This is a genomic window from Bacillus sp. FSL R7-0646, assembly GCF_037969865.1.
Lineage (GTDB): Bacteria > Bacillota > Bacilli > Bacillales > Bacillaceae > Bacillus > Bacillus licheniformis.
This window is the reverse complement of record NZ_CP150217.1, coordinates 2,438,907-2,465,882: the sequence shown is the minus strand read 5'-3', so window position 1 is coordinate 2,465,882 and position 26,976 is coordinate 2,438,907. Positions and strand designations below refer to the sequence as shown.

The window sequence follows — 26,976 nt, the reverse complement described above, 5'->3', positions numbered from 1 at the left end:
CTAGCAGAAAAGATTGGGGTTAACGATGTTTAAAATAGGTTATCGCACATTAAAAACAGCGCTTGGAACAGCATTGGCCATCTATATCGCACAGCTGCTCGGCCTCCATAATTTTGTGTCGACAGGGATCATCACGATCCTCTGTATTCAAGTGACGAAAAAACGGTCTCTTCAGGCATCATGGGCACGGTTTGCGGCATGCATACTTGCGATCGTCTTTTCATGCGCATTTTTTGAGCTGATCGGCTATCATCCTGCTGTCATCGGTCTGATGCTGCTGTTCTTTATTCCGACAACCGTTCTTCTGAAAATAAAAGAAGGAATCGTCACAAGTTCGGTCATCATTCTTCACCTTTATATGTCGGAAGGGATCACCCTTTCTCTCGTTTGGAACGAATTCCTTATCATCATTACGGGAATCGGCGTAGCCCTGCTGATGAATCTGTACATGCCGAGCCTCGATAAAGAGCTCAAACAGTATCAGCAGAAAATAGAAGATAACTTTGCCAAGATTTTTGAAGAAATCGAACGGTATTTGCTGACCGGGGAGCAGGATTGGACGGGAAAAGAGATTCCTGAGACGCACCGTTTGATCAATGAAGCGAAGACCCTGGCATACCGCGATGTGGAAAATCATTTTCTCAGGCACGAAAACCTCTATTATCACTACTTTAAAATGAGAGAAAAGCAATTTGAAATTATCGAAAGGGTTCTGCCGAAAATCACGTCGATTTCGATGACGGTTGAACAGGGGCAGATGATCGCGGCGTTTCTCCATGATTTAAGAGGAGCCATCCATCCCGGAAATACGGCTCATAAATTTTTGAAGCGGCTCGTGAAAATGAGAGAGGAAATCGAAGAGATGGAGCTGCCGACGACACGAGAAGAATTTGAAGCGCGCGCTGCTCTTTTCATTTTTCTCGGCGAAATGGAACAGTATCTTGTGATTAAGAGTTACTTTAAAGGTATTAAATCTCCTGCATAACCGCATGAGTTTCTCCTTCATTGGTCAATCTAATGAAACAGGGAGAAGCTTGTGCGGTTTTTTCTATTCTTCCCGGAAGCCTGAGCCCGAAAAAAGCAGGCGTTTCTCCGAAAAAAGAATCGCCTGCTTTCATGATCTGTATTAAAAAATCATGCTGATTCCGGTAAGCAGAGTGGTCAGCACCATGACGCCGATCATTAAAATAACCATGAACTTGATGAATTTTCGAGACAAGCTTTTCACCTCTGTTTTTTAATCTCCCATTATTTTATACTGCTTTTTTTCATCGGACAAGTTTCGTTCTTGGAATCAAATAGAGAAGGGGCAGAACGTGATGAATATGTTTGAAAGAGTCGACGATTTAAACAACAGCCGCCAAAAAGCTTCGCTCGGAGGCGGCCAGGAACGGATCGACAGGCAGAAGCAAAAAGGCAAGCTCACCGCCAGAGAACGAATTGATCTTCTGCTTGATGAGGGGACGTTCACTGAACTGAATGCCTTTGCCAGAAGCCGGCAGTCCGGCGGCCCGTTAGGCGACGGGGTTGTCACGGGATTCGGAAAGATCGACGGGCGGCCCGTTTATCTATTTTCCCAGGATTTTACCGTCACCGGCGGAGCGCTCGGAGAAATGCACGCCAAAAAAATAGCGGCCGTCATGGATCTTGCCCTCAAAAATAAGGCGCCGTTCATCGGTCTGAACGACTCAGGTGGTGCGAGAATTCAAGAGGGTGTGCTATCATTAGATGGATACGGTCATATTTTTTACCGAAATGTCCTTTGCTCAGGCATCATTCCGCAAATCTCTGTCATTCTCGGCCCTTGTGCGGGCGGCGCGGTTTATTCCCCCGCTTTGACCGACTTCGTTTTCATGAGCGAAAAAACCGGACAGATGTTTATTACCGGTCCGAAAGTCATCAAAACGGCGACAGGCGAGGCTGTCAGCTCCGGTGAATTGGGGGGCGCCTATATACATAATTCAATCAGCGGGAATGCCCATTTTTCCGGGGATTCCGATGAGGCCGTCCTTCATGAGGTGCGCAAGCTCTTGTCCTACATCCCCCAGAATCACGAAGAAAAGCCTCCCGCCAAGGCGAGAAAGGCGAAAGATCATGAGATAAGGCCTGATTTAATGACGATCCTGCCTGAAGACGGTCAGCGTCCGTATGACGTCAAACAGATCATCGCGGAAATCGCAGACGGCGGAACATTTTTTGAAGTGCAGTGCCATTTTGCCAAAAACGCGGTGATCGGTTTTGCAAGGATAGCGGGGGAAACGGCGGCGGTCGTGGCCAACCAGCCGAAGTATTTAGCCGGAAGCCTCAGCATGGATGCGGCTGACAAAATCGCCCGGTTTATCCGTTTTTGCGATTCCTTTCAGATCCCGATTTTGACTTTGGTTGATTGTCCCGGTTTTCTTCCGGGAATACGCGAAGAGCACGGCGGGGTGATCAGGCACGGCGCCAAAATCCTTTACGCGTATGCGGAAGCCACTGTCAGCAAGGTGACGGTCATTTTAAGAAAAGCATACGGCGGAGCATATGTCGCTTTAAACAGCAAGGCGCTTGGAGCGGATGCCGTGTTTGCGTGGCCGAATGCAGAAATTGCAGTGATGGGCGCCTCGGAAGCTGCAGACGTGCTGTTTGCGAAGGAAATCGAACGGTCAGACGACCCGCGGGCCGCCCGGGAGGAAAAAATCCGGAAGTGCATGCAGGCTTCAAGCCCTTTTACCGCTGCAAGATACGGCATGGTTGACGATATCATCGATCCGAAAGAGACGCGGAAGAAGCTGATCCAAACGTTTGACATGCTGAAGAGCAAAAAAGAAATCCGGCCGGACAAAAAGCATGGAAATATACCGCTTTAAAAAATGGAGGGGAAACTAGCATGAATAAAAAACGCTTGTTAGAAGAGTTTTTAGAACTTGTGCAAATTGATTCCGAGACAAAACATGAAGCTGAAATCTGCAAGGTGCTGAAAGAAAAATTTGCGGCGCTTGGAATGGATGTCGTGGAAGATGACACAAAGCCAAAAACCGGGCACGGAGCAGGCAACCTCGTGTGCACGCTTCCGGGAACGAAAGAAGCGGACACGATTTACTTTACATCCCACATGGATACGGTCGTACCCGGAAAAGGCGTAAAGCCGGTCATTGAAGACGGATATGTCAAAACAGACGGCACAACAATTTTGGGAGCCGACGACAAAACAGGCCTTGCAGCGATGCTAGAAGCCGTAAAAGTGCTGAAAGAAAAAAACATTCCGCACGGAACGATCCAATTTATCATTACGGTCGGTGAAGAATCGGGGCTTGTCGGAGCGAAGGCTCTAGACCGTTCGCTGATCAAAGCCGATTACGGATATGCGCTTGATTCCGACGGGAAGGTCGGCAATATTATCGTGGCAGCGCCGACACAGGCGAAAATTAGAGCAACTGTCTATGGAAAAACGGCTCATGCCGGTGTAGAGCCGGAAAAAGGAGTCTCAGCGATCACGATCGCTTCAAAAGCGATTGCCAAAATGCCGCTTGGCCGCATCGACGAGGAAACGACGGCTAACATCGGCCGCTTTGAGGGCGGAACGCAAACCAATATCGTCTGCGATCAAGTCGACATTCTTGCTGAAGCCCGTTCGCTTGTTCCGGAAAAAATGGAAAAGCAGACGGAAAAAATGAAGCAGGCGTTTGAATCGGCAGCCGCCGAAATGGGGGGCAGAGCCGAGGTGGAAATCGAAGTCATGTACCCGGGCTTTAAATACAAAGACGGTGATCTTGTCGTTGAAATTGCCAAAAAAGCCGCCGGGAAAATCGGCCGTCCGTACGAGCTGTTGACGAGCGGCGGAGGAAGCGATGCGAACGTCATCGCAGGCCACGGCATTCCGACTGTCAACCTTGCAGTCGGATATGAACAGATCCATACGAAAAACGAAAAAATGCCGATTGAGGAACTTGTCAAAACTGCAGAAATGGTCGTTGCCATTATTGAGGAAGTAGCGAATCGTTCATAAAGGCGGGGTTTTACAGGGGAAGTTGCCGTTCGTTTCAGCTCTTAGAGCGGCGTTCTCGAACAAAAGAGCCGTCTCATTATTCTCATCAGCCCTTTAGTCGCGATTGAGAAGATTAAAGGGAAACGCAAAAAAGCTTGCGCCTTTAAAGGCGCAAGCTTTTTTATTTTGTAGCCGATTCAGCAGGCTGAATGGCTTTTTTGTTTTTTTGGTAAACTTGATGAAGAACGACCGATTGAATCGTCAGAAGCAGTCCGCTTGTCAGCCAGTACAGCGGCAGGGCTGCAGGGACATTGATCGAAAAGATCGTCATCATTACAGGGAAAAAGAAGCCCATGATTTTGGCGGACTGCTGAGCCGCCGGATTTGATTGGGCGTTCTGTGCGTTCAGCTTTTGAGACACATAGAACTGGATAAAATACATGAACCCGGCGCTTAAAGATACGATAATATCAGAATGCCCGAGGTTAAACCAGAGAAAAGAGTGCGAAGCAATTTCAGGCGTCGAGCGGATCGCATAATAGAAACCGATCAGAATCGGAAACTGAATCAGCATCGGCAGACAGCCCATCGCCAGCGGATTGATGTTGTGCTTTTGGTAAAGCTGCATCATCTCCTGCTGGATTTCCCTCTGCTTCACGGGGTCTTTCGTCTTTTTTAACCTGCTTTGAATCGCATCCAGCTCAGGTTTGACAAGCGCCATTTTTTCCTGCATCGCCCGCTGCTTTTTATACTGGTTGGCAAACAGCGGAAAAACGAGAACCCGGACGATGATGGTCACAAAAATAATCGACAATCCGTAGTTTCCGTGGAAGATTCCGGCGATTCCCTTAATCAGCTCTGAAAAAGGCACCACGACATAATGGTGGAAGAAGTTGTCGCTTCCTCCGGTGCTGCCGGTGGCTGCCGAAGCTTGTTCACCTATAAACATAGTCATGATCAAAAACATTGCAGTCGCAAACAATTGCTTTAGTTTCGTGTTCAACACGTTCTCCTCCTTCTAAATAAGGGCCCGTATGCCGGACGCCCTTCACGTTTAAATTGAAAGAAGAAGGAAACGGTGGTCTTCATCGTCGTTCGATGAAGCTTTCATGCGAATGACTTTACTTATCCATACCGTAATGCGATGATATAGGATGATGAGAAAATCGACTGCAGAAACAAACTGTATTGCATGATATTCTTCAAACCGTTTCGTTTTCCAGCTGTCTCCCGTACTGCAATCCTTCAGGATCAGGGCGATACCGATCGCCGTCAGTGCGGGGAGGACGATTGTGAAAAACTCAATCAGAAAAAAAGCATCGTTGAAAGATTCAAGAATCATCTTTTATCACTTCCGTTTCATTTAACATCTTACTATATGAAAGCCGGGATGTCTAATCAGAGTGCCAGGAGGGAGCCGTTTTGTCTGCTGATAAACAAAAGGGGAGAGTCATCTTTCATATCGATATGAACAGCTTTTACGCGTCTGTTGAAATGGCGTATGACCCTTCGCTGAAAGGCAGGCCGCTAGCCATCGCGGGAAATGCGAAGGAGCGGAAAGGAATCGTCGTCACGTGCAGCTATGAGGCGAGAGCACGCGGCGTCAAACCGCCCATGCCGCTCTGGGAAGCGAAGCGGCTCTGTCCCGAGCTGATCGTCAAGCCGCCGAATTTCGACCGCTACAGAAGCTCTTCAAGAGAAATGTTTCAAGTGCTCAGGGAGTACACGGACCTTGTCGAGCCTGTTTCGATCGACGAAGGGTACATGGACTTAACGGATACGCCATACAGAAATCGGGCATGCGAAACGGCGAAGGAAATTCAGGAGCGCCTTCAAAAGGAACTGCTGCTTCCGTCAAGCATCGGGATCGCTCCGAATAAATTCCTGGCCAAAATGGCTTCGGATATGAAAAAGCCGCTCGGCATTACGATTTTGAGAAAGCGTGAAGTGCCCCGGATTCTTTGGCCCATGGACATCAGCGAGATGTACGGAGTCGGCCGGAAAACCGCCGAAAAGCTTAAGACGCTCGAGATCGAAAAGATCGGCGATTTGGCTGCCGCAGATGAGTATGCTTTAAAGCGCCTCCTCGGCATCAACGGCCCCCGTTTAAAAAGAAGGGCAAACGGCATCGACACAGGAGAAGTGAATCCCGACAGAATATACGAATTCAAAAGCGTCGGCAATTCCTCGACCCTCCCGCATGACAGCACAGATGAGAAAGAGCTGTTCGGACTGATTGACAAGCTTTCAATCTCAGTAAGCGACAGGCTGAAGCGAAAAGAGGTCATGGCAGCAAAAGTTTTCATCATGATCCGATTTGCGGACTGGACGAACATAACAAGAAGCAAGCCCCTTCTGAATCCGACCGATTCAAAAGACGACATTGCGAAGGAAGCGAAAGCCCTTTTCAGGCAGCATTGGCACGGAAGCCCTGTCAGGCTTTTGGGCGTGACGGGAACAGACCTCGTCAATCGAAAGGAAGCCGTCAAACAGCTTGATTTGTTTTCCTTTCATGAGGATGCCAAAGATGAGCCGATCCAAAAAGTGATGGCCGAACTGAATGAAAAATATGGAACAGACCTCATCAAAAAAGGGGTCAGGATTGTGAAAAAAGAAAGCAAAACGAGCGGAACAAGCTTTAACAAAGATTTTTTCCAAGACGAGAGACAAGATCAATAGCTTGAAAATGTAGGTCAAAGTGTGGTAATTTCAATTTAAATAAAAATTAAACTATAATGCTAAACGCTTTAGAAGGGACGTTAGACATGGCAAAACAACAAATAGGTGTAGTTGGTTTAGCAGTAATGGGAAAAAACTTGGCTTTAAACATTGAAAGCCGCGGGTTTTCAGTTTCTGTCTACAACAGATCAAGCGAGAAAACCGAAGAGTTTCTGAAAGAAGCCGAAGGCAAAAACGTTGTCGGTACATACAGCATTGAAGAGTTTGTTGCATCTCTTGAAAAACCGCGCAAAATTCTTTTAATGGTCAAAGCTGGAACACCGACAGACGCAACGATTCAATCGCTTCTGCCTCACCTTGAAAAAGGCGACATTTTGATTGACGGCGGAAATACATATTATAAAGATACGCAGAGAAGAAACAGGGAGCTTGCCGAAAGCGGCATTCACTTCATCGGCACCGGCGTTTCCGGCGGTGAAGAAGGCGCTCTGAAAGGGCCGTCTATCATGCCAGGCGGACAAAAGGAAGCCCATGAGCTTGTCAAGCCGATTCTTGAAGCTATTTCTGCCAAAGTGGACGGCGAACCGTGTACGACATACATCGGTCCTGACGGCGCCGGCCATTATGTAAAAATGGTTCATAACGGCATCGAATACGGCGATATGCAGCTGATCTCAGAATCCTACTTTATTTTGAAACACATTGTCGGTCTGTCATCAGATGAGCTTCACGAAGTCTTTTCCGAGTGGAATAAAGGAGAGCTTGACAGCTATCTGATCGAAATCACAGCTGATATTTTCACGAAAAAAGACGAGGAAACCGGCAAGCCGCTCGTTGACGTCATCCTCGATAAAGCAGGTCAAAAAGGCACAGGAAAATGGACAAGCCAAAGCGCCCTTGACCTGGGCGTTCCGCTTCCGATCATTACGGAATCTGTTTTCGCCCGCTTCATCTCTTCCATGAAAGAAGAGCGCGTTAAAGCGAGCAAGCTTCTGGCAGGACCTGAAGCGAAACCTGCCGCTGAGAACAAAGAAGAGCTGATCGAAGCGGTCAGAAAAGCGCTCTTCATGAGCAAAATCTGTTCTTACGCCCAAGGCTTCGCTCAAATGAAAGCCGCATCAGAAGAATACGGCTGGGATTTGAAATACGGCGATATCGCGATGATTTTCCGCGGAGGATGCATCATCCGCGCAGCGTTCCTGCAAAAAATCAAAGAAGCGTATGACCGCGATCCAGAGCTTGACAACCTGCTTCTTGACCCGTACTTCAAAAATATCGTTGAAAGCTATCAGGGAGCTCTCCGCAAAACGATTTCTCTTGCGGTTGAACAAGGAATTCCTGTACCTTGCTTCTCAAGCGCTCTCGCTTACTTTGACAGCTACCGCACTGCAACCCTGCCGGCCAACCTGATTCAGGCGCAGCGCGACTACTTTGGCGCCCATACGTATGAGCGTACAGATAAAGAAGGCATTTTCCACACTGAGTGGATGAAATAAGATGTAAAACCGCAAGCTGAAAAGCTTGCGGTTTTTTTGATTTTCGGAAGGATGCATGTTTAAGCGGTTGTGTGGAAACCTACTCAAAAGTGAGTTTCAATAAGGAGGAATCAACCCATGTATCCAAGTTTAGAGGGAAAAACGGTCGTTATCACAGGGGCGGGTACAGGCCTTGGAAAAGCGATGGCACTGCGCTTCGGTGCTGAAAAGGCCAATGTAGTGATCAATTATTTCAAGGAAGAAGAAAATCCCGAAGAGACGGTGGAGAAAATAGAAAGCAGCGGAGCGCGCGCGATTGCCGTTCAAGGAGATGTCTCAAAAGAAGATGATGTGAAAGCGCTGATCAGACAGGCTGTTGATTCATTCGGTTCCGTTGATGTGATGGTGAACAACGCCGGGGTGGAAAATGAAGTACCTTCTGAGGATTTGTCTCTGGAGGACTGGAACCGCGTCATATCAACCAATTTGACGGGGATGTTTCTAGGATGCCGGGAAGCGATCGGCTATATGCTCGACCATAATATTAAAGGCTCGGTCATCAATATGTCCAGCGTCCATCAGCAAATCCCGTGGCCGCATTTTGTCCATTATGCGGCAAGCAAGGGCGGGGCAAAACTGCTGACGGAAACCCTTGCTTTGGAATATGCTCCGAAAGGAATCCGGGTAAACGCGATCGGCCCCGGTGCAATCGATACGCCGATTAACGCCGAAAAATTCGCTGATCCCGAATTGAAAAAAGGCGTTATTGAATTGATTCCGATAGGGTATATCGGAAAGCCGGAGGAAGTCGCAGCCTGCGCGGCCTGGCTAGCATCTGAAGAAGCAAGCTATGTGACAGGCCTGACGCTGTATGTAGACGGCGGGATGACAAAATACCCGGGATTCCAAGCGGGAAAAGGGTGAAAAGAAGGCGGGATGCCTTCTTTTCATCATAAGCCCATGAAAATTTACATAAGATTAATAGAAAGCAATAGTGCTGTTTACATAGCAATGATAGTGTAGGTGTGTCAACAAAAAGCGGTTATGGAGGGAGTACATAAGAATGGGTTTCTTACGCAACAGAATCGTCGGCATTACACTGGCAGGAGCAGTCGCTTTAGGATCGGCGGGAACAGGCAGTGCGGCAATGGAAACAGCGAAAAAAAAGGAAGAGCCGAAGGTCAAAAACGTGATCATGATGGTCATGGATGGAACAAGCTCTTCTGCATCAACTTTGGCACGCTGGTATAAAGGCGAACCGCTCGCAATGGACCAGATCGTCAGCGGCGGTGTCCGGACGTATTCGGCAGAATCGGCGATCACTGATTCTGCACCTGCAGCAACTGCGATGGCAACGGGACGAAAATCAAATTCTTCCTATATCGGTGTGCTGCCTTCAAAAGTGAACACACCAGGAGTCGAGAAGGTCCGTGAAAAAGATCATTACCGGCCTGTAGCAAACGTGCTGGAAGGCGCAAAACAGAAGGGGAAAGCAACCGGCATCATTGCAACATCTGAAATTCAGCATGCCACGCCTGCCGGCTATTCCGGCCATCATAAAGACCGCAATAATTTTGAAGTGCTCGGTGAACAGCAGGTTTATCAAAACATGGATGTTGTCCTTGGCGGAGGAAAAGAATCGCTTCAGCCGGGTACAAAGGATAAAAGCCGCAAAGACGGTGAAGACCTTGTAAAAGTGCTCAAAGATAAAAAGTACGATTTCGTTGAAACGAAAGATCAACTCCTCAAGTCAAAATCGAAAAAAATCTGGGGCGCCTTCTCACAGCGCGATCTCGCGTATGACATGGACCGCCGCGCAACGCATCCAGAGCAGCCGACTATTGCAGAGATGACGAAAAAATCGATTCAGACGCTTTCTAAAGACAAGGACGGTTTCTTTTTATTCGTGGAAGGAAGCAAGCCTGACTGGGCAGCGCATCAAAACGATCCGATCGGCATGATCAGCGATGTATTGGCGTTTGATAACGCGGTGAAAGAAGCGCTTGATTTCGCTAAAAAAGATAAACATACAATGGTTATTGCCGTCTCGGACCATGGCAACAGCGGCATCTCCATCGGCAACAGCAACACGACGAAAGGCTATGACACAACACCGGTATCAGCCTATGTCGATCCGCTGAAAAAAGCTAAAATGACGGTGGAAGGCGCAACTGGCAAATTAAAAGACGACTTATCGAATATCGAAGAAGCGGCGAAGCTTTACGGACTTGATGATTTAACGCCGGCAGAGAAGAAACAGCTGAAAAGCGTGAAAAACAAAAAAGAAGCGGCTTCATTATTTACCAAGCTGCTCAGCAACCGGGCCAACATCGGATTCACAACAGGCGGTCATACGGGTGAAGACGTCTTCCTGTATTCGTATGGTCCAGAAAAGCCGCAGGGTCTCGTCGAAAACACCGATATCGCCAAAACGATGGCAAAGGCAATGGGCTTCAACTTAGACAAATTAACAAACGAATTATTTATCGAAGCAAAACAGGCATTTAAAAAAGCCGGAGCCAGCGTAACGATCGATCAAAAAGATCCGGCTAACCCAGTTCTTGTCGCAGCGCGCAAAAAAGCAAAAGCCGAAATGCCTGTGAACAAAAACATTATCAGAATCAACGGGAAGGAATACGAACTAGACAGCGTGATTGTTGAAAGCAATGGATCCTTCTACGTGCCTAAAGAAGCAGTTCAGCTATTCAAAAAATACGCCAGATAATTTATTTGAAAACCCCTCTGGAAAGAAGAGGGGTTTTTTATTGTTCGAAATAAATACATACATTTATTTTTAAATGTCTAGACATTTAAAAATAAAAAGATATAATAATAGTTGTGTGAAAGCGCTTTTAATAAAGGGAGGAGATCACCATGAAGAAAATTTTACTCGCATGCAGCTCTGGAATGTCGACAAGCCTCCTTGTCACCAAGATGCAGGAATACGCGCATTCAATCGGTGATGAGGCAAAAATTTGGGCGGTCGGACAGGACCAGGCGAAAAAAGAGATGGCAGAGGCAAACGTCGTTCTCATCGGCCCGCAAATGAGCTTTTTAAAAGGCGAGCTGCAGAAGGAAGCTGAACAGTACGGTATTAAGGTTGATGTGATTGATATGCTGGCTTACGGAATGGCTGATGGAAAGAAAGCTTATGAACAGGCGCTAAGCCTGATCGGGGATTGACGATAATGGAAAAATTAAAGCTCGATGAATTAACAGGCGAACAAATTTGCTTTCAGCTCATTCTTCACAGCGGAAACGCCCGCAGCAAGGTTATTCAGTCCATCAGGGAATACCGCGACGGCAGCGTTCAGAAAGCAGAGGAGCTGCTACAACAGGCAGAAGACGATTTGCAGCAGTCCCACGATATTCATTTTCAAATGATCCAAAAAGAAGCGGGCGGGGGAAAAAATGAGTTCTCTTTGCTGCTCTTGCATGCCGAGGACCATTTGATGTCGACGCTCACGATGAAGGAACTCGTTTCTGAATTATTGGAATTGTTCAAAGAGAAAAGTCTATGATTCGCACTGCATGGCAAAATCGAAGGGGGATAAGAGACCATGTTTGAAAAATTGAGCAACCTCTTGGTGCCGATTGCCGGGAAGCTGAATAATAACCGGTATTTAGGCGTGCTGAGGGATGCATTTATGCTGGCTTTTCCGCTCACCATTTTCGGATCGATCATTGTCGTTTTAACCAATTTGCCGTTTCTCAATAAAATGATGAGCAAATCCGCGCTTGAAACGTTCCAGTCGGCTTTAAGCATAGCGCCGAGCGCAACGATCAGCATCATGTCCGTTTTCGTCGTATTCGGGATCGGGTATTATTTGTCCAAAACTTATGAAGTCGAAGCGGTTTTTGGAGGAGTCGTCGCTTTGGCATCGTTCCTTCTGCTGACTCCGTTTGTATTAAACGGCGAAGGAGGGGAAGTGATTCCGAACGTCATCCCGATTGACAGGCTCGGTGCGAAAGGGATGTTCCTCGGAATGATTACCGCCTTTACATCCGCTGAGATTTTCAGATTTTTTGTCCAGAAAAACTATACGATCAAAATGCCTGCCGGCGTTCCGCCTGCTGTAGCAAAATCTTTTGCCGCGCTGATTCCGGCGGTGATGACCTTGTCCGTCTACTTGGTGATCAATATCCTTGTAACCCAAGTGTTCAATACGAATATGCACGATTTAATTTACAACCTGGTGCAGGCTCCGCTTGTCGGTCTTGGAAGCGGTATCATTCCGACCTTGATTGCCATATTTTTCACTCAGCTGCTCTGGTTTTTCGGACTCCACGGACAAATTATCATCAACTCCGTTATGGATCCGATCTGGAATACGCTTTCGATCGAAAATTTGAATAGCTATACCGCAACAGGAGAAGTGCCGCATATTATCAATAAGCAGTTTATGGAAGTCTACACCGTCGGAATGGGCGGAACCGGCATGACCTTGGCCGTGATTATTGCGATCCTGCTGTTTATGAGGAGCAAGCAGATGAAGCAGGTCGCAAAACTCGGAGCAGCCCCGGGAATTTTCAACGTAAATGAACCGATCATTTTCGGTCTGCCGATCGTCATGAACCCGCTCATTTTTATTCCGTGGGTCATCTCGCCGATGATCGTCACTTTGATTACGTATTTCGCGATGGCGTCCGGGCTTGTACCGCCGCCGACCGGGGTCACGATTCCTTGGACTGTGCCGATCTTTATCAGCGGAATGATGGCGACCAATTCGCTTGCCGGCGGCATTCTTCAGATTGTGAATTTAGCCGTTGTCTTTATGATCTGGTTCCCATTTTTGAAATTCATCGACCGGATGAATATGAAAAAAGAGCAGGAGATCAATGAAGCGGAACAAGAAAAGACAACACTAGGACTTTAAAAGGAGATTGATGACATGTCAAAAACAGAACCGCAGCTAGAACAAATTCAATACCGTTTTCCAAATGGCTTCTGGTGGGGGTCGGCGGCTTCCGCCACTCAGACTGAAGGAGCGGCGGCCGAAGGAGGCAAAGGAAAGAACATTTGGGATCACTGGTACGAAAAAGAGCCAAACCGATTTTTTGACGGAGTAGGCCCTGAGAAGACTTCGCGTTTTTACGAGACTTACAGAGAAGATATTCAGCTGATGAAAGAGCTTGGCCACCACTCTTTTCGTTTCTCCATTTCGTGGGCTCGTCTGTTTCCTGATGGAAAAGGGCGGCTGAACAAAGAAGGAGCTGCCTTTTATAACCGAGTCATCGATGAACTGCTTGCGGCTGGCATCGAGCCTTTTGTCAACCTTTATCATTTTGACATGCCGCTTGCGCTCCAGCAAATCGGCGGATGGGAAAACAGGCAAGTCGTCGATCACTTTGCTTCATACGCGGAAACGTGCTTCAGGCTGTACGGGGACCGAGTGAAAAAATGGTTTACCCACAATGAGCCGATCGTTCCTGCAGAAGGCGGCTATCTATACGATTTTCACTATCCGAACATCGTCGACTTTCAAAAAGCCGTCCAGGTCGCATACCATGAAATTCTTTCAAACGCTAAAGCTGTCGAAGCTTATCGCAGACTCGGGGGCGACGGCAAAATCGGCATCATTTTAAATTTAACGCCGTCCTACCCGCGAAGCCAGCATCCGGCAGATGTAAGAGCATCTGAAATAGCCGACGCTTTCTTTAACCGATCGTTTCTTGATCCCGCCGTTAAGGGTGAGTTTCCGCAGCTTTTAACAGATATATTAAAAGAAGAAGGCTATTTGCCTGTCATGGAAGAAGGAGACTTGGAGCTGATCAAAAATCACACTGTCGATCTGCTCGGCATCAATTATTATCAGCCGAGACGGGTGAAAGCGAAGGAGCACCTGCCTCATCCGGACGCGCCTTTTATGCCGGAACGGTTTTTTGACCATTATGAAATGCCCGGACGAAAAATGAACCGCCACCGCGGCTGGGAGATATATGAAAAAGGAATCTATGATATTTTAATCAATGTCAAAGAAAACTACGGAAATATTGAATGCTTTATTTCTGAAAATGGGATGGGCGTTGAAGGAGAAGAACGTTTCCGCGGCGAAGACGGCATGATCCGCGATGACTACAGAATTTCGTTTATAAAAGAACACTTAAAATGGGTGCACAGAGCCATTCAGGAAGGAGCGAATGTCAAAGGCTATCATCTTTGGACCTTCATGGACAACTGGTCATGGACGAACGCCTATAAAAACCGCTACGGATTTGTATCTGTCAACCTTGACAAAAACGGCGAACGAACGATTAAAAAAAGCGGATACTGGTTTAAGAAAGTTGCCGAGAACAACGGTTTTTAAAAAGGGACTCGGGCTAAAAGATGGTCAGTTGGGCCATCTTTTTATTTCCGCATTAAAACCGATATAATGATAAAGAAGGTGTTACAGGCTACAGAATCCTTAGTAATGGTGGTTAAAACATGAGAAAATACGAATATATTTCAAACGAAATGAGGAGGCGGATTCAGGAGGAATACTATCCGATTGATCAGCCCATACCTGATGAGCTTTCTCTCGCCAAGGAATTTTCCTGCAGCAGAATGACGATGAAAAGAGCCCTCGATATTCTTGTGTCAGAAGGCATGCTGTACCGTAAGCGCGGACACGGCACCTTCATTGTAAAATCATCGATTCAGCAGCTTCCCGTCAGTGTAACAGACCGCGAAAACCTTGGGCTGACCAAGCTTCTTGCCAACAAACAAATCGAAAGCCGCATCATTCAATTTGACGTCGAATTCCCTTCAGATGAAGTGGCAAAGCAATTGTCAATCGAAAAGACCGTTCCGGTGTATCATATCATCAGGCTCAGAAAGGTTGAAGGCGAACCGTATGTCATTGAAGAAACGTATATGCCTTCGAACGTCATCTCTGAATTAAATGAAGACGTCCTTCACGGCTCCGTTTACCGGCACATCACCGAGACGCTGAAACTGACAATCGCCGGATCGCACCGGAAGATCAGGGCGGATAAGTCGAGTGCACTCGACCGAGAGTACTTGGAATGCGCCCCTGACGATCCGGTTCTTGAAGTCGAACAGGTCGCTTTTTTAAATACGGGGGAACCGTTTGAATATTCTTTTGCAAGGCATCGCTATGATAAGTTTGTGTTTTCGAGCGTCCATATTCGGAAATGAAAAACCTGCATAACCGCGGGTTTTTTTGTTTTGTCATAGAATCTTCCAGCACGCTTGTCCTCCGAAGGGATTATGGACTAACATCGCTGTAGCGGACGAGAATTTCAGAGGCCGTGCGCATATTCAGAACGAGCGGCTCATAAAATTAACTAAATAATTAGAAATAAAACAATATATTGACAACTAATACATTTTTCATGGTACGATAGGATTGTTATTTGTCCATCAAGCAAAGGGGGAGAATGAATGAAAAAGTGGAAAAGCCTATCATGGATGGTATTGCTGCTGACGCTCGTCATGGGATTGGCTGCGTGCGGAAGCAACAATGCATCAGGAAATAAGGACGGCGGATCTGCGTCAAAAGGATCAGGAAACTACAGTCTGCTGACAGGGGGAACCGGCGGTACATATTATCCGCTTGGCGGTCAGTTTGCAAACCTTTGGGAGGATGCCACAGGAGACAAATTTACGACGCAGACTACAGGGGCTTCTGCTGAAAACATGGCAACTCTGCAAAAAGGGGAAGCTGAAGTCGCTTTTTCCCAGACTGACATTGCCACTTATGCCATAGAAGGCAAAGAGATGTTTAAAGAAAAAATTGAGGGAATCAAGGCGATTGCCGCCCTGTATCCTGAAACTGTACAGATTGTGACAACAGAAAAAAGCGGAATCAATTCGGTTGAGGATTTAAAAGGCAAAACGGTTTCCGTGGGTGCTGCGGGAGCAGGGGTCAACATTAATGCCAAGCAGATTTTGGAGGTTCACGGGATGTCTTTTGACGACATCAAACCGCAAAACCTGTCTTTTGAAGAATCAACCGACGGCATTCAGTCAGGCGCTATCGATGCCGCATTCATCACGGCTGGAACGCCTACAGGCGCTGTCGAAGGGCTTTCCGCACAAAATAAAATCAAAATTATAAACATTGAAGAAGACAAGCAGAAAAAGCTGATTGAAAAGTATCCGTTCTATGCGGAGGATACGATCAAAAAAGGAACCTACGGCATCGGGAGCGATGTGAACACGGTCGCTGTCAAAGCGATGCTCGTCGCATCCGACAAGATGGATGAGGACACCGTCTATAAAATGACGAAAGCGCTGTTTGAAGCCGATAAAATCAATCATGCGAAAGGCGAGTTTATCAAGCCTGAAACCGCGCTTGAAGGATTGGGCGATATCGACATTCATCCGGGAGCGGCTAAATACTTCAAAGAAAAAGGGATCGAAAAATCGTAAAACCAAGGAAGATAAGCGATGAATAAGCCCGGGCAATCGATAGACCGTTGCAATGAAACATCGGTCTATCGTTTTTCTATTCGGCAGGGGATATGGAAAAAATGGGGAAATTAAAAATCATAAAACGGCTTGTGCCGGCGCTGATCATTGCCGTTTTTGCAGCGGCATGCCTGATTCCTTATCAGACCGCCGTCGTGTTCGAGAAAGAGGACAGCGGCGAGATCATCGCTTTTCTTCCCCTCCAAAAGAAGAAAAGCTTTGATGTGGTCTATACGCATTCCATCCATCGGACAGAAGTGATCGAATCGTATGTGTGGGAAAAAGGGATGATTCGGCAGACCGCTCTGACCTATCATGATCCGGCCGTCGGAATGCCCGCAAACGCAGAACAAGGTGAAAGGCTCGACATCAAAAACGGCGTCTACACCATTTCGAACATGAAGAGGACCTTTCCGTTCATCGATATGCGGATCGGCAGGGTGAGGGCGAATCACAGGATCAAGTATTCAGGCGCTGAACATGAGTTAAAGCGGTACATCCGTCCCGGCACATGGACAAGGATGAGTGTCCGAAAACTAAATGTCTTGCAACAACTGAGGGGAGTGAAGATCAATGACTGAGCAGCTTTCGGAAAAAGATCAGCAGGAACTGCTGGAGAAATACGATCCTGAAGCGGGAACGAGAAAGCTCAAAGGATTGACAGGGGCCATTGCATTTGCCGGCCTGCTCGCTTTTTCTTTGTTTCAATTATACACAGCCATTTTTGGCGTTTTTCCGGCTCAAATTCAAAGGTCCGTTCATTTAGGGTTTGCGCTCGGTCTGATTTTTTTGCTGTTTCCGGCGACAAAAGGTTTGCGGAAGACCGGCAAATTCAAAGTCGCCTGGTATGACGCAATTTTAGCCGTGTTAGGAGCAGGCGTCGGCGCTTATTGGGTCGCCAATTATGAAACGATTGTGGGCGGGATCGGATTGATCACGGAAACTGACTTTTATGTCGGGCTGTTGGCCGTCCTGCTCGTATTGGAAGCGACGAGACGGGCTGTCGGACTGCCGATTACGATCATCGCCGGCCTGTTTCTTTTGTATGGCCTTTACGGCTCGTATCTTCCGGGCTTTTTGTCTCACAACGGCCTGACGATGGAACGGCTCGTTCAGACGATGTATTTTACGACGGAAGGAATCCTGGGCACGCCGCTCGCTGTGTCCTCGACTTTCATCTTCCTGTTCATCCTGTTCGGTTCTTTTCTTGTCAGGACAGGAGTGGGGCAGTATTTTAATGACCTTGCCGTAGCGATCGCCGGACGAAGCACGGGCGGACCGGCAAAAGTCGCGATTTTTTCAAGCGCCCTTCAGGGAACGATCAGCGGCAGCTCTGTCGCCAATGTCGTCACTTCCGGATCGTTTACGATTCCGATGATGAAAAAACTGGGCTATAAAAAAGAATTCGCCGGTGCAGTCGAAGCTTCCGCATCTACCGGCGGACAGCTGATGCCTCCGATCATGGGAGCCGCCGCCTTTTTAATGGTTGAGTTCATCGGCGGAGGCATTACGTACTGGGATATCGCGAAAGCCGCGGCGATCCCGGCTGTTTTATACTTTACGGGCATCTGGATCATGACGCACTTTGAAGCGAAGCGCCTCGGCCTGCGCGGACTAACGAAAGAAGAAATGCCGAACCGCAAGGAAGTATTCAAAAAGATTTATTTGCTGCTTCCGATCATTTCGGTCGTCGTTTTGTTAATGTCGGGCATCACGGTCATGCATGCCGCTTTGTATTCGATCGTTCTGGCGATCCTGGTCGGTTTGTTCAATAAAGAAACGCGAATGGGCGTTAAAGGGATTGTGCTGGCTCTTGCGGAAGGAGCGAGAATGGCGCTTTCCGTTGCGGCGGCAACGGCAGCTGCCGGCATCATCGTCGGAGTCGTCACAAAGACGGGTCTCGGCCTCAAACTTGCAAACGGCCTGCTCGATTTGGCAGGAGGCGCATTATTGCCTTCGCTCTTTTTGACAATGATCGCCGCTCTTGTTCTCGGAATGGGGTCGCCGACGACGGCAAACTATGTCATTACGTCGACGATTGCCGCGCCAGCCTTGATTTTGCTGAATGTTCCTGATCTGTCGGCCCACTTGTTCGTGTTTTATTTCGGCATCGTAGCTGACATTACGCCGCCCGTTGCTTTGGCAGCATTTGCAGCTGCGGGGGTTGCGGGAGGAGAGCCGATCAGAACGGGGATCAATTCAGCAAAGCTTGCGATTGCCGCTTTTATCATCCCGTATATATTCGTCCTGTCTCCGGAGCTTCTCATGATTGATGCGCATTGGTATGAAATTCTCTGGGTGGTCTTTACCGCATTGTCCGGAATGATCGCCATCGGCGCTGGCATGATCGGATTCTGGATGAGAAAAGTGTTCTGGTTTGAAAGAATACTGGCGGCTGCCAGCGGTCTTCTGCTGATTTATCCAGAAGGCTATTCCGATATGATCGGCCTCGGCATATTCCTTCTGCTGTTCGTCCTTCAGCTGATGTGGAAGCGGGACAAAAGCCATCCGGAAGAGATGCAGGCCTTGAAAGCATAAAAAAACAGCCTTCAATTGTGAAGGCTGTTTTTTTATTAAAGCGGCCACCAATGAAAGCCGTCTTTTGCGAGCAGGTCGTCAGAAGCTTTCGGCCCCATGGAGCCCGCCTTATAGTTAGGGGAAAGGGTTTTGTTTTCCTCCCAGTTTTGAGAAATCGCATCAACAAAACTCCAGGAAAGCGCAACTTCATCCCAGTGGGCAAAGTTTGTCGCGTCTCCGTGCAAGCAGTCCAAAATCAGCTTTTCATAAGCTTCAGGCGTGTTGATGCCGTCCCCGCAGTTATGGCAGTAGTCGAGCTTGATCGGCTGGGCAAAAGTGCCGCCTCCAAGCTTCCTTGCGTTTAAATGAAGGGTGATGCCTTCATCCGGCTGAATATGAATCACCAGCAGATTAGGGTGCATCGTGTTGCCGTTTCCGTAATAAAGATTCATCGGAATGTCTTTAAATTGGACGACAATCTGCGTTGATTTTTTCTGCATCCGTTTGCCTGTCCGGATGTAGAACGGCACACCGGCCCATCTGAAGTTGTCGATCAGCAGTTTGCCGGCAACGAACGTTTCCGTATTCGAATCTTTTGCTACGTTTTGCTCATCGCGATAAGCCGGAACATGTTTTTCGTCGACGACTCCTGCGTCATACTGGCCGCGCACAAAAAATTGGTCGACATCGTCTTTTTGAATCGGACGAAGGGCTCTGAGAACCTTCACTTTTTCGCTGCGGATCTCTTCCGTGTTCAGCTTGATCGGCGGTTCCATCGCAAGCAGCGCCACCATTTGAAGAATGTGGTTTTGCACCATGTCTCTAAGCGCACCCGATTTTTCATAATATCTCGCTCTGTCTTCCACACCCAAATCTTCACTTGACGTAATTTGAATGTTCGAGATGTATCTGTTTGTCCAAAGCGGCTCAAAAATCGCGTTGGCAAAGCGGATGACTTCGATGTTCTGCACCATTTGCTTTCCTAGATAATGGTCAATCCGATAAATTTGATCTTCTGTAAAAGCTTCACGGATTTCCTGGTTCAAGGCTTTTGCGCTCGGCAGATCATGCCCGAAAGGCTTTTCGATAACGAGCCTTGACCAGCCTGTTGTTGAAGTGACACCCTCTGATTTTAGGAACTTTGCAATCGTTCCGAAAAATTCAGGAGCCATCGCTAAGTAAAACATCCGGTTATTCGGAATATCATATGTACTTTCCAGCTTCTCTATAAGTTCGTTTAATTCCCGGTATGAGCCGGAATTTGTAACATCAAAAGGATGATAGTAGAAGTGAGATGTAAACTCGTCCACATCCTTTTCGTTTAACGGAAACTTCGAAACCGATTGCTGTACGGTACTGCGAAAGTCTTCATTTGTCCAAGGGCGTCTGCCGACTCCGACAACCGCGAATTCATTCCCGATTTGTCCGTTTTCGTAGAGCCTGTGGATAGAAGGATATAGTTTTCGTTTTGCCAAATCCCCTGTTGCGCCAAATATTACGATAACTGCTTTTGGTTCCATTTGATCTTTTTTCAATTAAACGTACCTCACTTTATTCGAAGCATAAGTTTATTTTCTTCATTTTAAAGCTAATAATCCCTTAAAGCAAACATTTGAGATCGAATCGTATGAAAACTTTACTGAAAACGGTCAGGGTATTTAGTTGCATAGCCCGACGCGAGGCCGGCGTTTCTTTTTTCCAAGACTTCCTGTATGCTTGTGATAGATGAAGTTTTTAGCAGGAGGAAAGGATATTGGAGTTATTATTTTTAGGAACGGGAGCGGGCATCCCCGCAAAAACGAGGAATGTCACATCCGTTGCATTGAAGCTTTTAGAAGAAAGGCGGTCTGTTTGGCTGTTTGACTGCGGGGAAGCCACACAGCATCAAATTCTACATACATCGATCAAACCTAGAAAAATTGAAAAGATTTTTATTACCCATCTTCACGGCGATCATGTATACGGGCTTCCGGGTCTTGTCAGCAGCCGATCTTTCCAGGGAGGGGAAGGCCCGCTGACCGTATACGGACCGCAAGGAATCAAAACGTTTCTTGAAACGGCGCTTGACGTATCGGGGACGCATGTCACATATCCGCTTGTGATTAAGGAGATTGGAGAAGGGACAGTCTTTGAGGATGACCAGTTTATCGTGACGGCCAGAAGCGTATCTCACGGCATTCCCGCTTTTGGGTACCGCGTGCAGGAAAAAGATGTTCCGGGCGCCCTTGACGCTGAAGCACTGAAAGAGATCGGAGTCTCGCCGGGCCCTGTTTATCAAAAACTGAAAAACGGGGAGACGGTCACATTGGAAGACGGCCGGACGATTCATGGGGCAGACTTTATCGGACCGCCAAAAAAAGGGCGGATTGTCGCCTTTTCCGGGGATACGAGGCCATGCGAGAATGTGAAGAGGCTTGCCGAAAAAGCCGATGTTCTCATCCACGAAGCAACATTTGCGAAAGGCGACAGGGAGCTCGCCGGAGACTATTATCACAGCACTTCAGAACAAGCTGCTGAAACAGCGCGGGAAGCCTGTGCAAAAAAACTGATTTTAACCCATATCAGTGCAAGATACCAGGGGGAAAACGTGCTTGAACTGGTCGATGAAGCAAAAGCGATCTTTCCTGATACCGTGGCAGCTTTTGACTTTTATGAGCATGAGATCAAAAGAACTTAATGGGCAGTTATAAAGCTTCTTTGTTCCGACAATCCGGGACGGGAAGCTTTTTTTGTTGACACGGTTCTAAAATGATGTATAATAAAGCGTAATGATTACGTTTTATTAAGGAGGACAACATGAGAGTAAAAATTACATTGGCGTGCACCGAAACAGGGGACCGCAATTATATTACGACAAAAAACAAACGCACAAATCCGGATCGCCTGGAATTGAAAAAATATTCTCCGCGTCTGAAAAGGCACACGATTCACCGTGAAACAAAATAACTAAAACCAGCAGACTGTCTGCTGGTTTTTTGTTTAATTGGCGGCTTGATAGGCGTATGTTTGCTGCTGTGCCGCATACCACACATCATAGATCGCAAGCTGGACGATGTGCGGCTCATCATGATGGATCAAATGCGAGCTGTTTTTCGCCTGAATCCAGCCGCTTTGATGCGATAGAGACAGCAGTCTGCTGTGAAGCTTCAGCCATTCTTGATGAGCTTGCTTCGCCGCCTCCGTCCTTTTTCCCGCCGAGAGGACGAGCAAAGGAACCGAACCGAGGTGTTTCTTTTCCTGCTTCAGCATGTCCAGGCTTTGTTTAAAGTCCTCATGGGACCCTTCGATCGAAAACTGTTTGACATAATCTTCTTTTAATGTGTCCGGAAGTAGCGGCAGCACTTTTTCCTCCTGATCTTCACAAGCGGGATCAAGCAGCACCATGCCGATGACTTCATCGCTGTACCGGCTTGCAAACAGCCTTGCAATGACGGCGCCGAACGAATGGGCGACAAACAGGTAGGGCGGTTTGACGTCTGCTGCTGCAAGCAGCGCTTTTAGTTCTTTCACCATCTGATCCGCTGTTCGTTTGCTGGTGCTCGGCCCGCTTTTGCCAAGGCCTGCACGGTCGTATGCAAACAAGCCGAGATCTTCGTCTATATCGGATAAAATGGGCTGCCAAGTCGTTGAAGAAAAACCGTAGCCCGCTTCAAAAATAATCGTTGCGTTCTTTTTTCCTTTTCTCTGCTTTGTATAAAACATGCACCCTTCAACAGTATATATTCTTTCCGTTATGGTCATAGAGGTCATCCTCTCTTTGTATATGGTGTTCTATTAGGAAAGACGCACAAACAAGGATGTTCGTTTCTCACGAGTTGAAAAAAAGAAATATCCCGCCATAAGGCGGGATATTAAGTTTACCAGGCTCTGTCGTACTGAACAGGCCCTTCAATTTTTGTGTTCAACTGTTTGGCAGCGGTTTTCGGCCAGTATGGATCTCTCAGCAGCTCCCGTGCAACGAAAATGAGATCAGCGCGTCCATTTTGGAGGATTTCCTCAGCTTGAAGGCCACTAGTGATCAATCCGACAGCTCCTGTCTGAATCTCGGCTTGAGCGCGAATTGTATCGGCGAAGCCGACTTGGTAGCCTGGGAAGACGTTGATATCAGCAGGCACAACAGCACCGGAGCTGACATCGATCAAATCAACGCCCTGTTCCTTCATCCATTTGGCGAAACCGACATAATCGGCGACATCAAGGCCTTTTGTTTTGTAGTCTGAAGCTGAAACGCGTACGAATAATGGTCCGGCCCAGACTTCTTTTACAGCGTCGATGACTTCGCGAAGCAGCCTGTAGCGGTTTTCCGGTGAACCTCCGTATTCATCCTCGCGTTTGTTGGAAAGCGGTGATAAAAATTCGTTGATCAAGTATCCGTGGGCTCCATGAATCTCGATGATGTCAAAGCCGGCGGCTTTCGCGCGTTCAGCTCCTTTTTTGAAAGCCTGAACGGTTTCTTTTATGTCCTCTTTTGTCATTTCAACAGGCGTTCGCGAATTTTCGTCGAAAGGAATCGCTGAAGGTCCGTAGATTGTACCTTCGACCTCGGCTTTTCTTCCGGCGTGCGCCAACTGAATCGCCGTTTTGCTGCCGTACGTCTTGATTTGTGACGTCAATGCAGCAAGTCCGTCAATATGCGCGTCATCCCATATGCCCAGATCCTGGTCAGAGATTCTTCCCTGCGGAGTGACGGCGGTAGCTTCTACCATGATTAGTCCGACTTGTCCGACGGCGCGGGAGATGTAGTGGGTCATGTGGAAAGGCTGCACTTTTCCATCCTTTTCATGGGAGGAATACATGCACATCGGCGACATGACAATCCGGTTTTTTAGTGTAACTCCTTTTAAACTCCATGGTGTGAATAGTTTTCGATTACTCAAATTTTTTCGCCTCCCGTAAGTTTTCGCCTCGATTATACCAATTCTGCCCATTCTCGTCATATAAACTGCTCAAGTCATTTCCATATGTAAGAATGTTCAGTACAATAAAGTTGTACACATTCTATTTTTTACTAAATATGATATCACATACATTTGCGGAAAACAGTGAAAGAGGGGGCTTGCTTTGTGAAGTGGCAGACAGTGGAAGAACTGAAACGGCTGCTCATTTCTCTTGTTCAATACGAAAGCATCTCAGGCACGGCCGGAGAAGTGGCGCTTGCGAAATATATGCATGATGTCTTAAAGGACCGTTCGTACTTTCAAAAGAATCCTGAATACTTAAAGCTTCACCCGATGGAGGATGGGCGCTATTTTTTAACCGCCCTCGTCAAAAAGGAAAAGAAATCAAATACGGTGCTCCTCTTGAGCCATTTTGACGTGGTCGATACGGCAGACTACGGAGAATTCAAACATATGGCATGCAAAGTCCCGGAACTCATGGACCTATTAAATGATAAAAAAGAACTTTTGCCTGAACGGGTCAAAAAAGACCTGGAAAGCGGCGAATGGCTGTTCGGTAGGGGAAGCATGGATATGAAAGCGGGTCTTGCTGTTCAATTTTCTATGCTGGAACGGGCGATGAACGGAGAATTTGACGGAAACCTTCTATTAATTACGGTTCCGGACGAAGAAGTCAACTCGCAGGGGATGCTTGAAGCAGTACCTGTACTGAAAGCTTTAGAAAAAGAATTTGGCCTTCATTATACAGCGTGCTTAAACTGTGAGCCGATGTTTGAAAAACATCCGGGTGATCCGAAGCAGTACGTCTATTCAGGCAGCATCGGCAAAGCGCTTGCCGGATTTTTCTGCAAAGGGGTTGAGACGCATGTCGGCGAGCCGTTTGCAGGGGTGAATGCGAATCTAATGGTGTCTGAGATCAACAGGCTGCTCGAATTAAACGTCGACTATTGCGAAGAAGCGGACGGAGAGGTGACGCCTCCCCCGGCCAATCTGATGCAAAAAGATCTGAAGGAGGCCTACTCGGTTCAGACTCCTCACACAGCGGTGTCGCTCTTTAATGTGCTGATGATGCAGCGTTCCGCCGCCGAGCTCCATCGCATGCTGCTCGACACAGCCAGGGAAGCGGCCGCCAATATTCAAACAAATATCGAACGTAAAACGGCCGAATATCAGCGGTTTGAAGCCTTCACGCCAATTAACCCGGCCGTTTCCGTGATGACGTTTGAGGAGCTGTGGAACAAAGCACAGGAAAAAGCCGGGAAGCCCGAGGCGGAACGCATCCTCAACTTTGCATTTGCGAACAGGGGGGAGCTTGGAGACCGCGACTTTTCAACGAAAATCGTCTCTGAATTGGCTTCACTCTGCAAAGAAGATGCTCCGATGATCGTTCTGTTTTACAGTCCGCCGTTTTATCCGGCTGTTTCTTCAAAGGACGATCCTCTGATCCGAAAGGTGATGAGAGAAGTGAAGCAGTATGCGGCCGACAGGCACGGAATTGAATTTACAGAAGTCCAATATTTCCCCGGCCTGTCCGATTTAAGCTACCTGCAGCTGCAAAAACAGTCAGTCGATGCGTTCACATCCAATATGCCGCTTTTTCATCACGGCTATTCACTTCCAAAAGGACGCGAAAACGCACTGTTTGTGCCGGTCATCAATATCGGGCCGGCCGGCAAAGATCCTCACAAATGGACGGAACGTCTCCATGTGCCGTTTTCATTTGGAAAGCTGCCAGATATCCTCCGGCTCGCGATACACAAGCTTCTCTAAGATACGGGACCGCTTGAAGAAAAATCGGGAACGAGCGAAAACGCTGTTCCCGACTTTTTTAAATTTTGGCGGCAAACATATCCCTGAGTTCCGCAGAACGATTCGCCGCTTCTTTGACGCAGGATATGACGGTCTGTTCAAATTGATGGTCGTCAAGCATCCTAAGGCCTGCTTCCGTTGTCCCTCCGGCGCTTGTGATCTCTTTCCTCATGACAGAAGGATCTCTGCCGGTTTCAAGCATTTGAGCCGCTCCTGCCATCATATCGATAATCAGCTGTTTCGCCGTTTTTTCAGGAAGCCCCAGCTCGGCAGCCGACGCCTGCAGGGCTTCGACAAACCGATAAACAAAAGCGGGCCCGCTTCCGGCTACGGCTGTCACAGCATCAAGGGCAGATTCCTCAACGATTGTAACGCTGCCGACCGTCGCAAAGAGGTCAGCCGCTTCCTGCATCTGCTCTTTCGTGACAAGCGGGCTTGCCGCAAAGGCTGTGGCTGATTTTTGAATGGCGGCCGATGTATTCGGCATGGCTCTCACAACAGGCAGCTCAAGCCCGGCATAGTGCTGGATCGTATGAATCGGAATGCCTGCAAGAACAGAGATCAGCAGCTGTTCTTTTCGCAAATAGGGGCGGAGTGCGGCTATTCCTCCTGCCGCGTCTTTCGGCTTCATCGCCAAAACGAGTGTATCCGACCGGGCGGCGACTTTTGCCGTATCTGCTTCTCCGCATACCCCGTAAGTCTCGCTTAATTCACGAAGCCTGGCCGTATTCGACTGATTAGTAACGAATATCGCCTCAGGTTCCATTGCACCGCTTTTGACAAGCCCCTTAATCATCGCTTCAGCCATCGAACCGGCTCCGATAAATCCTATTCGTTTCATTTTGATTCCTCCTTCTAAAAACAAAAAAACCTTTCCGTCTTCGCAAAGGACGAAAAGGTTTCGCGGTACCACCTTCATTAGCATATACATGCTCAGCTCTTGCCCCGTAACGCGGGATACGTTTAGGTTTGCCTAAGCGCTCTGAGGGCAGGTTCAACAGGCAAGCGGGCTGTGAAATCTTTCAGCCGTGGATTTCACTCTCTTTAGCCATTGCTCGTTTACTATTCCTCTTCATCGCGTCTTCATTCATTCACCTTCATATATTTGTTGTTCATTATGCTATGAGGAATGCTGAAATGTCAACAGGCATTTGAGGCAAAAATGACATGCGCGGGAGAAAAAGGTAAAATATGATCAACATCAATTCGCAGGAT

Annotated in this window: 25 protein-coding genes and 1 other annotated feature; of the genes, 18 read left to right on the top strand and 7 right to left on the bottom strand. The window is 47.7% G+C overall.

Going from position 1 to position 26,976, the window contains the following annotated elements:
- The first annotated feature begins 25 nt into the window (after nt 1–25).
- Complete coding sequence (locus MKY62_RS12730; RefSeq protein WP_003183315.1) at nt 26–985, top strand: aromatic acid exporter family protein; 960 nt, start codon at nt 26–28, stop codon at nt 983–985.
- Nucleotides 986–1,126: 141 nt separating this feature from the next.
- Here the strand turns inward: MKY62_RS12730 and prli42 are convergent, their stop codons facing one another.
- Nucleotides 1,127–1,219 carry a stressosome-associated protein Prli42 gene (gene prli42, locus MKY62_RS12725; protein WP_003183312.1) on the bottom strand — a complete coding sequence of 31 codons (93 nt, stop codon included), beginning with the start codon at nt 1,217–1,219 and terminating at the stop codon, nt 1,127–1,129.
- Between the two features lie 100 nt (nt 1,220–1,319).
- Between prli42 and MKY62_RS12720 the strand changes: the two genes are divergently transcribed.
- Nucleotides 1,320–2,849, top strand: coding sequence for an acyl-CoA carboxylase subunit beta (locus MKY62_RS12720; RefSeq protein WP_339613684.1), 1,530 nt, complete (start codon nt 1,320–1,322; stop codon nt 2,847–2,849).
- 20 nt (nt 2,850–2,869) lie between these two features.
- On the top strand, nt 2,870–3,988 hold the full coding sequence (locus MKY62_RS12715) for a tripeptidase T (protein WP_003183307.1): 1,119 nt from the start codon (nt 2,870–2,872) through the stop codon (nt 3,986–3,988).
- Nucleotides 3,989–4,148: 160 nt separating this feature from the next.
- Here MKY62_RS12715 and MKY62_RS12710 read toward each other — a convergent pair whose 3' ends face one another.
- Both MKY62_RS12710 and MKY62_RS12705 read right to left on the bottom strand, forming a co-directional pair.
- Complete coding sequence (locus MKY62_RS12710; protein WP_003183305.1) at nt 4,149–4,973, bottom strand: membrane protein insertase YidC; 825 nt, start codon at nt 4,971–4,973, stop codon at nt 4,149–4,151.
- Between the two features lie 48 nt (nt 4,974–5,021).
- On the bottom strand, nt 5,022–5,309 hold the full coding sequence (locus MKY62_RS12705; RefSeq protein WP_003183303.1) for a hypothetical protein: 288 nt from the start codon (nt 5,307–5,309) through the stop codon (nt 5,022–5,024).
- Between the two features lie 80 nt (nt 5,310–5,389).
- Here MKY62_RS12705 and MKY62_RS12700 point away from each other — a divergent pair, with 80 nt between their 5' ends.
- The 12 genes from MKY62_RS12700 to MKY62_RS12645 all read left to right on the top strand — a co-directional run bounded on the left by MKY62_RS12700 (nt 5,390) and on the right by MKY62_RS12645 (nt 19,075).
- A complete protein-coding gene (locus tag MKY62_RS12700; protein WP_016885947.1) occupies nt 5,390–6,646 on the top strand; it encodes a DNA polymerase IV in 1,257 nt (418 codons plus the stop codon).
- 86 nt (nt 6,647–6,732) lie between these two features.
- Nucleotides 6,733–8,142 (top strand): NADP-dependent phosphogluconate dehydrogenase, encoded by a 1,410-nt coding sequence (gene gndA, locus MKY62_RS12695; RefSeq protein ID WP_016886716.1) that lies wholly within the window; start codon nt 6,733–6,735, stop codon nt 8,140–8,142.
- Nucleotides 8,143–8,259: 117 nt separating this feature from the next.
- Nucleotides 8,260–9,045: an SDR family oxidoreductase gene (locus MKY62_RS12690; protein ID WP_003183296.1), complete on the top strand. Its 786-nt coding sequence runs from the start codon at nt 8,260–8,262 to the stop codon at nt 9,043–9,045.
- Between the two features lie 139 nt (nt 9,046–9,184).
- Nucleotides 9,185–10,846 (top strand): alkaline phosphatase, encoded by a 1,662-nt coding sequence (locus MKY62_RS12685; protein ID WP_003183293.1) that lies wholly within the window; start codon nt 9,185–9,187, stop codon nt 10,844–10,846.
- A gap of 149 nt (nt 10,847–10,995) precedes the next feature.
- The gene (locus MKY62_RS12680; protein WP_003183291.1) at nt 10,996–11,304 is read left to right on the top strand and encodes a PTS sugar transporter subunit IIB; all 309 of its coding nucleotides are present in this window, start codon (nt 10,996–10,998) and stop codon (nt 11,302–11,304) included.
- 5 nt (nt 11,305–11,309) lie between these two features.
- Complete coding sequence (locus MKY62_RS12675; protein WP_003183289.1) at nt 11,310–11,642, top strand: PTS lactose/cellobiose transporter subunit IIA; 333 nt, start codon at nt 11,310–11,312, stop codon at nt 11,640–11,642.
- Nucleotides 11,643–11,681: 39 nt separating this feature from the next.
- Nucleotides 11,682–12,998 (top strand): PTS cellobiose transporter subunit IIC, encoded by a 1,317-nt coding sequence (gene celB, locus MKY62_RS12670; protein WP_003183287.1) that lies wholly within the window; start codon nt 11,682–11,684, stop codon nt 12,996–12,998.
- 15 nt (nt 12,999–13,013) lie between these two features.
- A complete protein-coding gene (locus MKY62_RS12665) occupies nt 13,014–14,429 on the top strand; it encodes a glycoside hydrolase family 1 protein (protein WP_003183285.1) in 1,416 nt (471 codons plus the stop codon).
- A 119-nt stretch (nt 14,430–14,548) separates the two neighbouring features.
- Nucleotides 14,549–15,262, top strand: coding sequence for a GntR family transcriptional regulator (locus MKY62_RS12660; RefSeq protein WP_003183283.1), 714 nt, complete (start codon nt 14,549–14,551; stop codon nt 15,260–15,262).
- Between the two features lie 246 nt (nt 15,263–15,508).
- Nucleotides 15,509–16,498: a TAXI family TRAP transporter solute-binding subunit gene (locus MKY62_RS12655; protein ID WP_003183281.1), complete on the top strand. Its 990-nt coding sequence runs from the start codon at nt 15,509–15,511 to the stop codon at nt 16,496–16,498.
- A gap of 101 nt (nt 16,499–16,599) precedes the next feature.
- Nucleotides 16,600–17,118, top strand: a complete 519-nt coding sequence (locus MKY62_RS12650) for a DUF1850 domain-containing protein (protein WP_011198098.1) — start codon at nt 16,600–16,602, stop codon at nt 17,116–17,118.
- A complete protein-coding gene (locus tag MKY62_RS12645; protein ID WP_009327932.1) occupies nt 17,111–19,075 on the top strand; it encodes a TRAP transporter permease in 1,965 nt (654 codons plus the stop codon). The genes MKY62_RS12650 and MKY62_RS12645 overlap by 8 nt, the downstream gene beginning before the upstream one ends.
- 35 nt (nt 19,076–19,110) lie before the next feature.
- Here the strand turns inward: MKY62_RS12645 and zwf are convergent, their stop codons facing one another.
- Entirely contained in the window at nt 19,111–20,574 is a 1,464-nt protein-coding gene (gene zwf / locus MKY62_RS12640) for a glucose-6-phosphate dehydrogenase (protein ID WP_031314657.1), read from the bottom strand.
- Nucleotides 20,575–20,807: 233 nt separating this feature from the next.
- Here zwf and rnz point away from each other — a divergent pair, with 233 nt between their 5' ends.
- Both rnz and rpmG read left to right on the top strand, forming a co-directional pair.
- A complete protein-coding gene (gene rnz, locus MKY62_RS12635) occupies nt 20,808–21,731 on the top strand; it encodes a ribonuclease Z (protein ID WP_009327934.1) in 924 nt (307 codons plus the stop codon).
- A 119-nt stretch (nt 21,732–21,850) separates the two neighbouring features.
- Complete coding sequence (rpmG, locus tag MKY62_RS12630) at nt 21,851–22,000, top strand: 50S ribosomal protein L33 (protein ID WP_003183271.1); 150 nt, start codon at nt 21,851–21,853, stop codon at nt 21,998–22,000.
- A 33-nt stretch (nt 22,001–22,033) separates the two neighbouring features.
- Here the strand turns inward: rpmG and MKY62_RS12625 are convergent, their stop codons facing one another.
- Both MKY62_RS12625 and namA read right to left on the bottom strand, forming a co-directional pair.
- Nucleotides 22,034–22,795: an alpha/beta hydrolase gene (locus MKY62_RS12625; protein ID WP_009327935.1), complete on the bottom strand. Its 762-nt coding sequence runs from the start codon at nt 22,793–22,795 to the stop codon at nt 22,034–22,036.
- Between the two features lie 116 nt (nt 22,796–22,911).
- A complete protein-coding gene (gene namA, locus MKY62_RS12620) occupies nt 22,912–23,982 on the bottom strand; it encodes an NADPH dehydrogenase NamA (protein ID WP_085959520.1) in 1,071 nt (356 codons plus the stop codon).
- A gap of 135 nt (nt 23,983–24,117) precedes the next feature.
- On the opposite strand from namA, the gene MKY62_RS12615 reads away from it, so the two are divergent.
- Nucleotides 24,118–25,722 carry a M20/M25/M40 family metallo-hydrolase gene (locus MKY62_RS12615; protein WP_011198096.1) on the top strand — a complete coding sequence of 535 codons (1,605 nt, stop codon included), beginning with the start codon at nt 24,118–24,120 and terminating at the stop codon, nt 25,720–25,722.
- 58 nt (nt 25,723–25,780) lie between these two features.
- Here MKY62_RS12615 and proC read toward each other — a convergent pair whose 3' ends face one another.
- Complete coding sequence (gene proC, locus MKY62_RS12610) at nt 25,781–26,602, bottom strand: pyrroline-5-carboxylate reductase (protein ID WP_003183264.1); 822 nt, start codon at nt 26,600–26,602, stop codon at nt 25,781–25,783.
- A 42-nt stretch (nt 26,603–26,644) separates the two neighbouring features.
- Nucleotides 26,645–26,846: a binding site (T-box leader), on the bottom strand.
- Nucleotides 26,847–26,976: the final 130 nt, after the last annotated feature.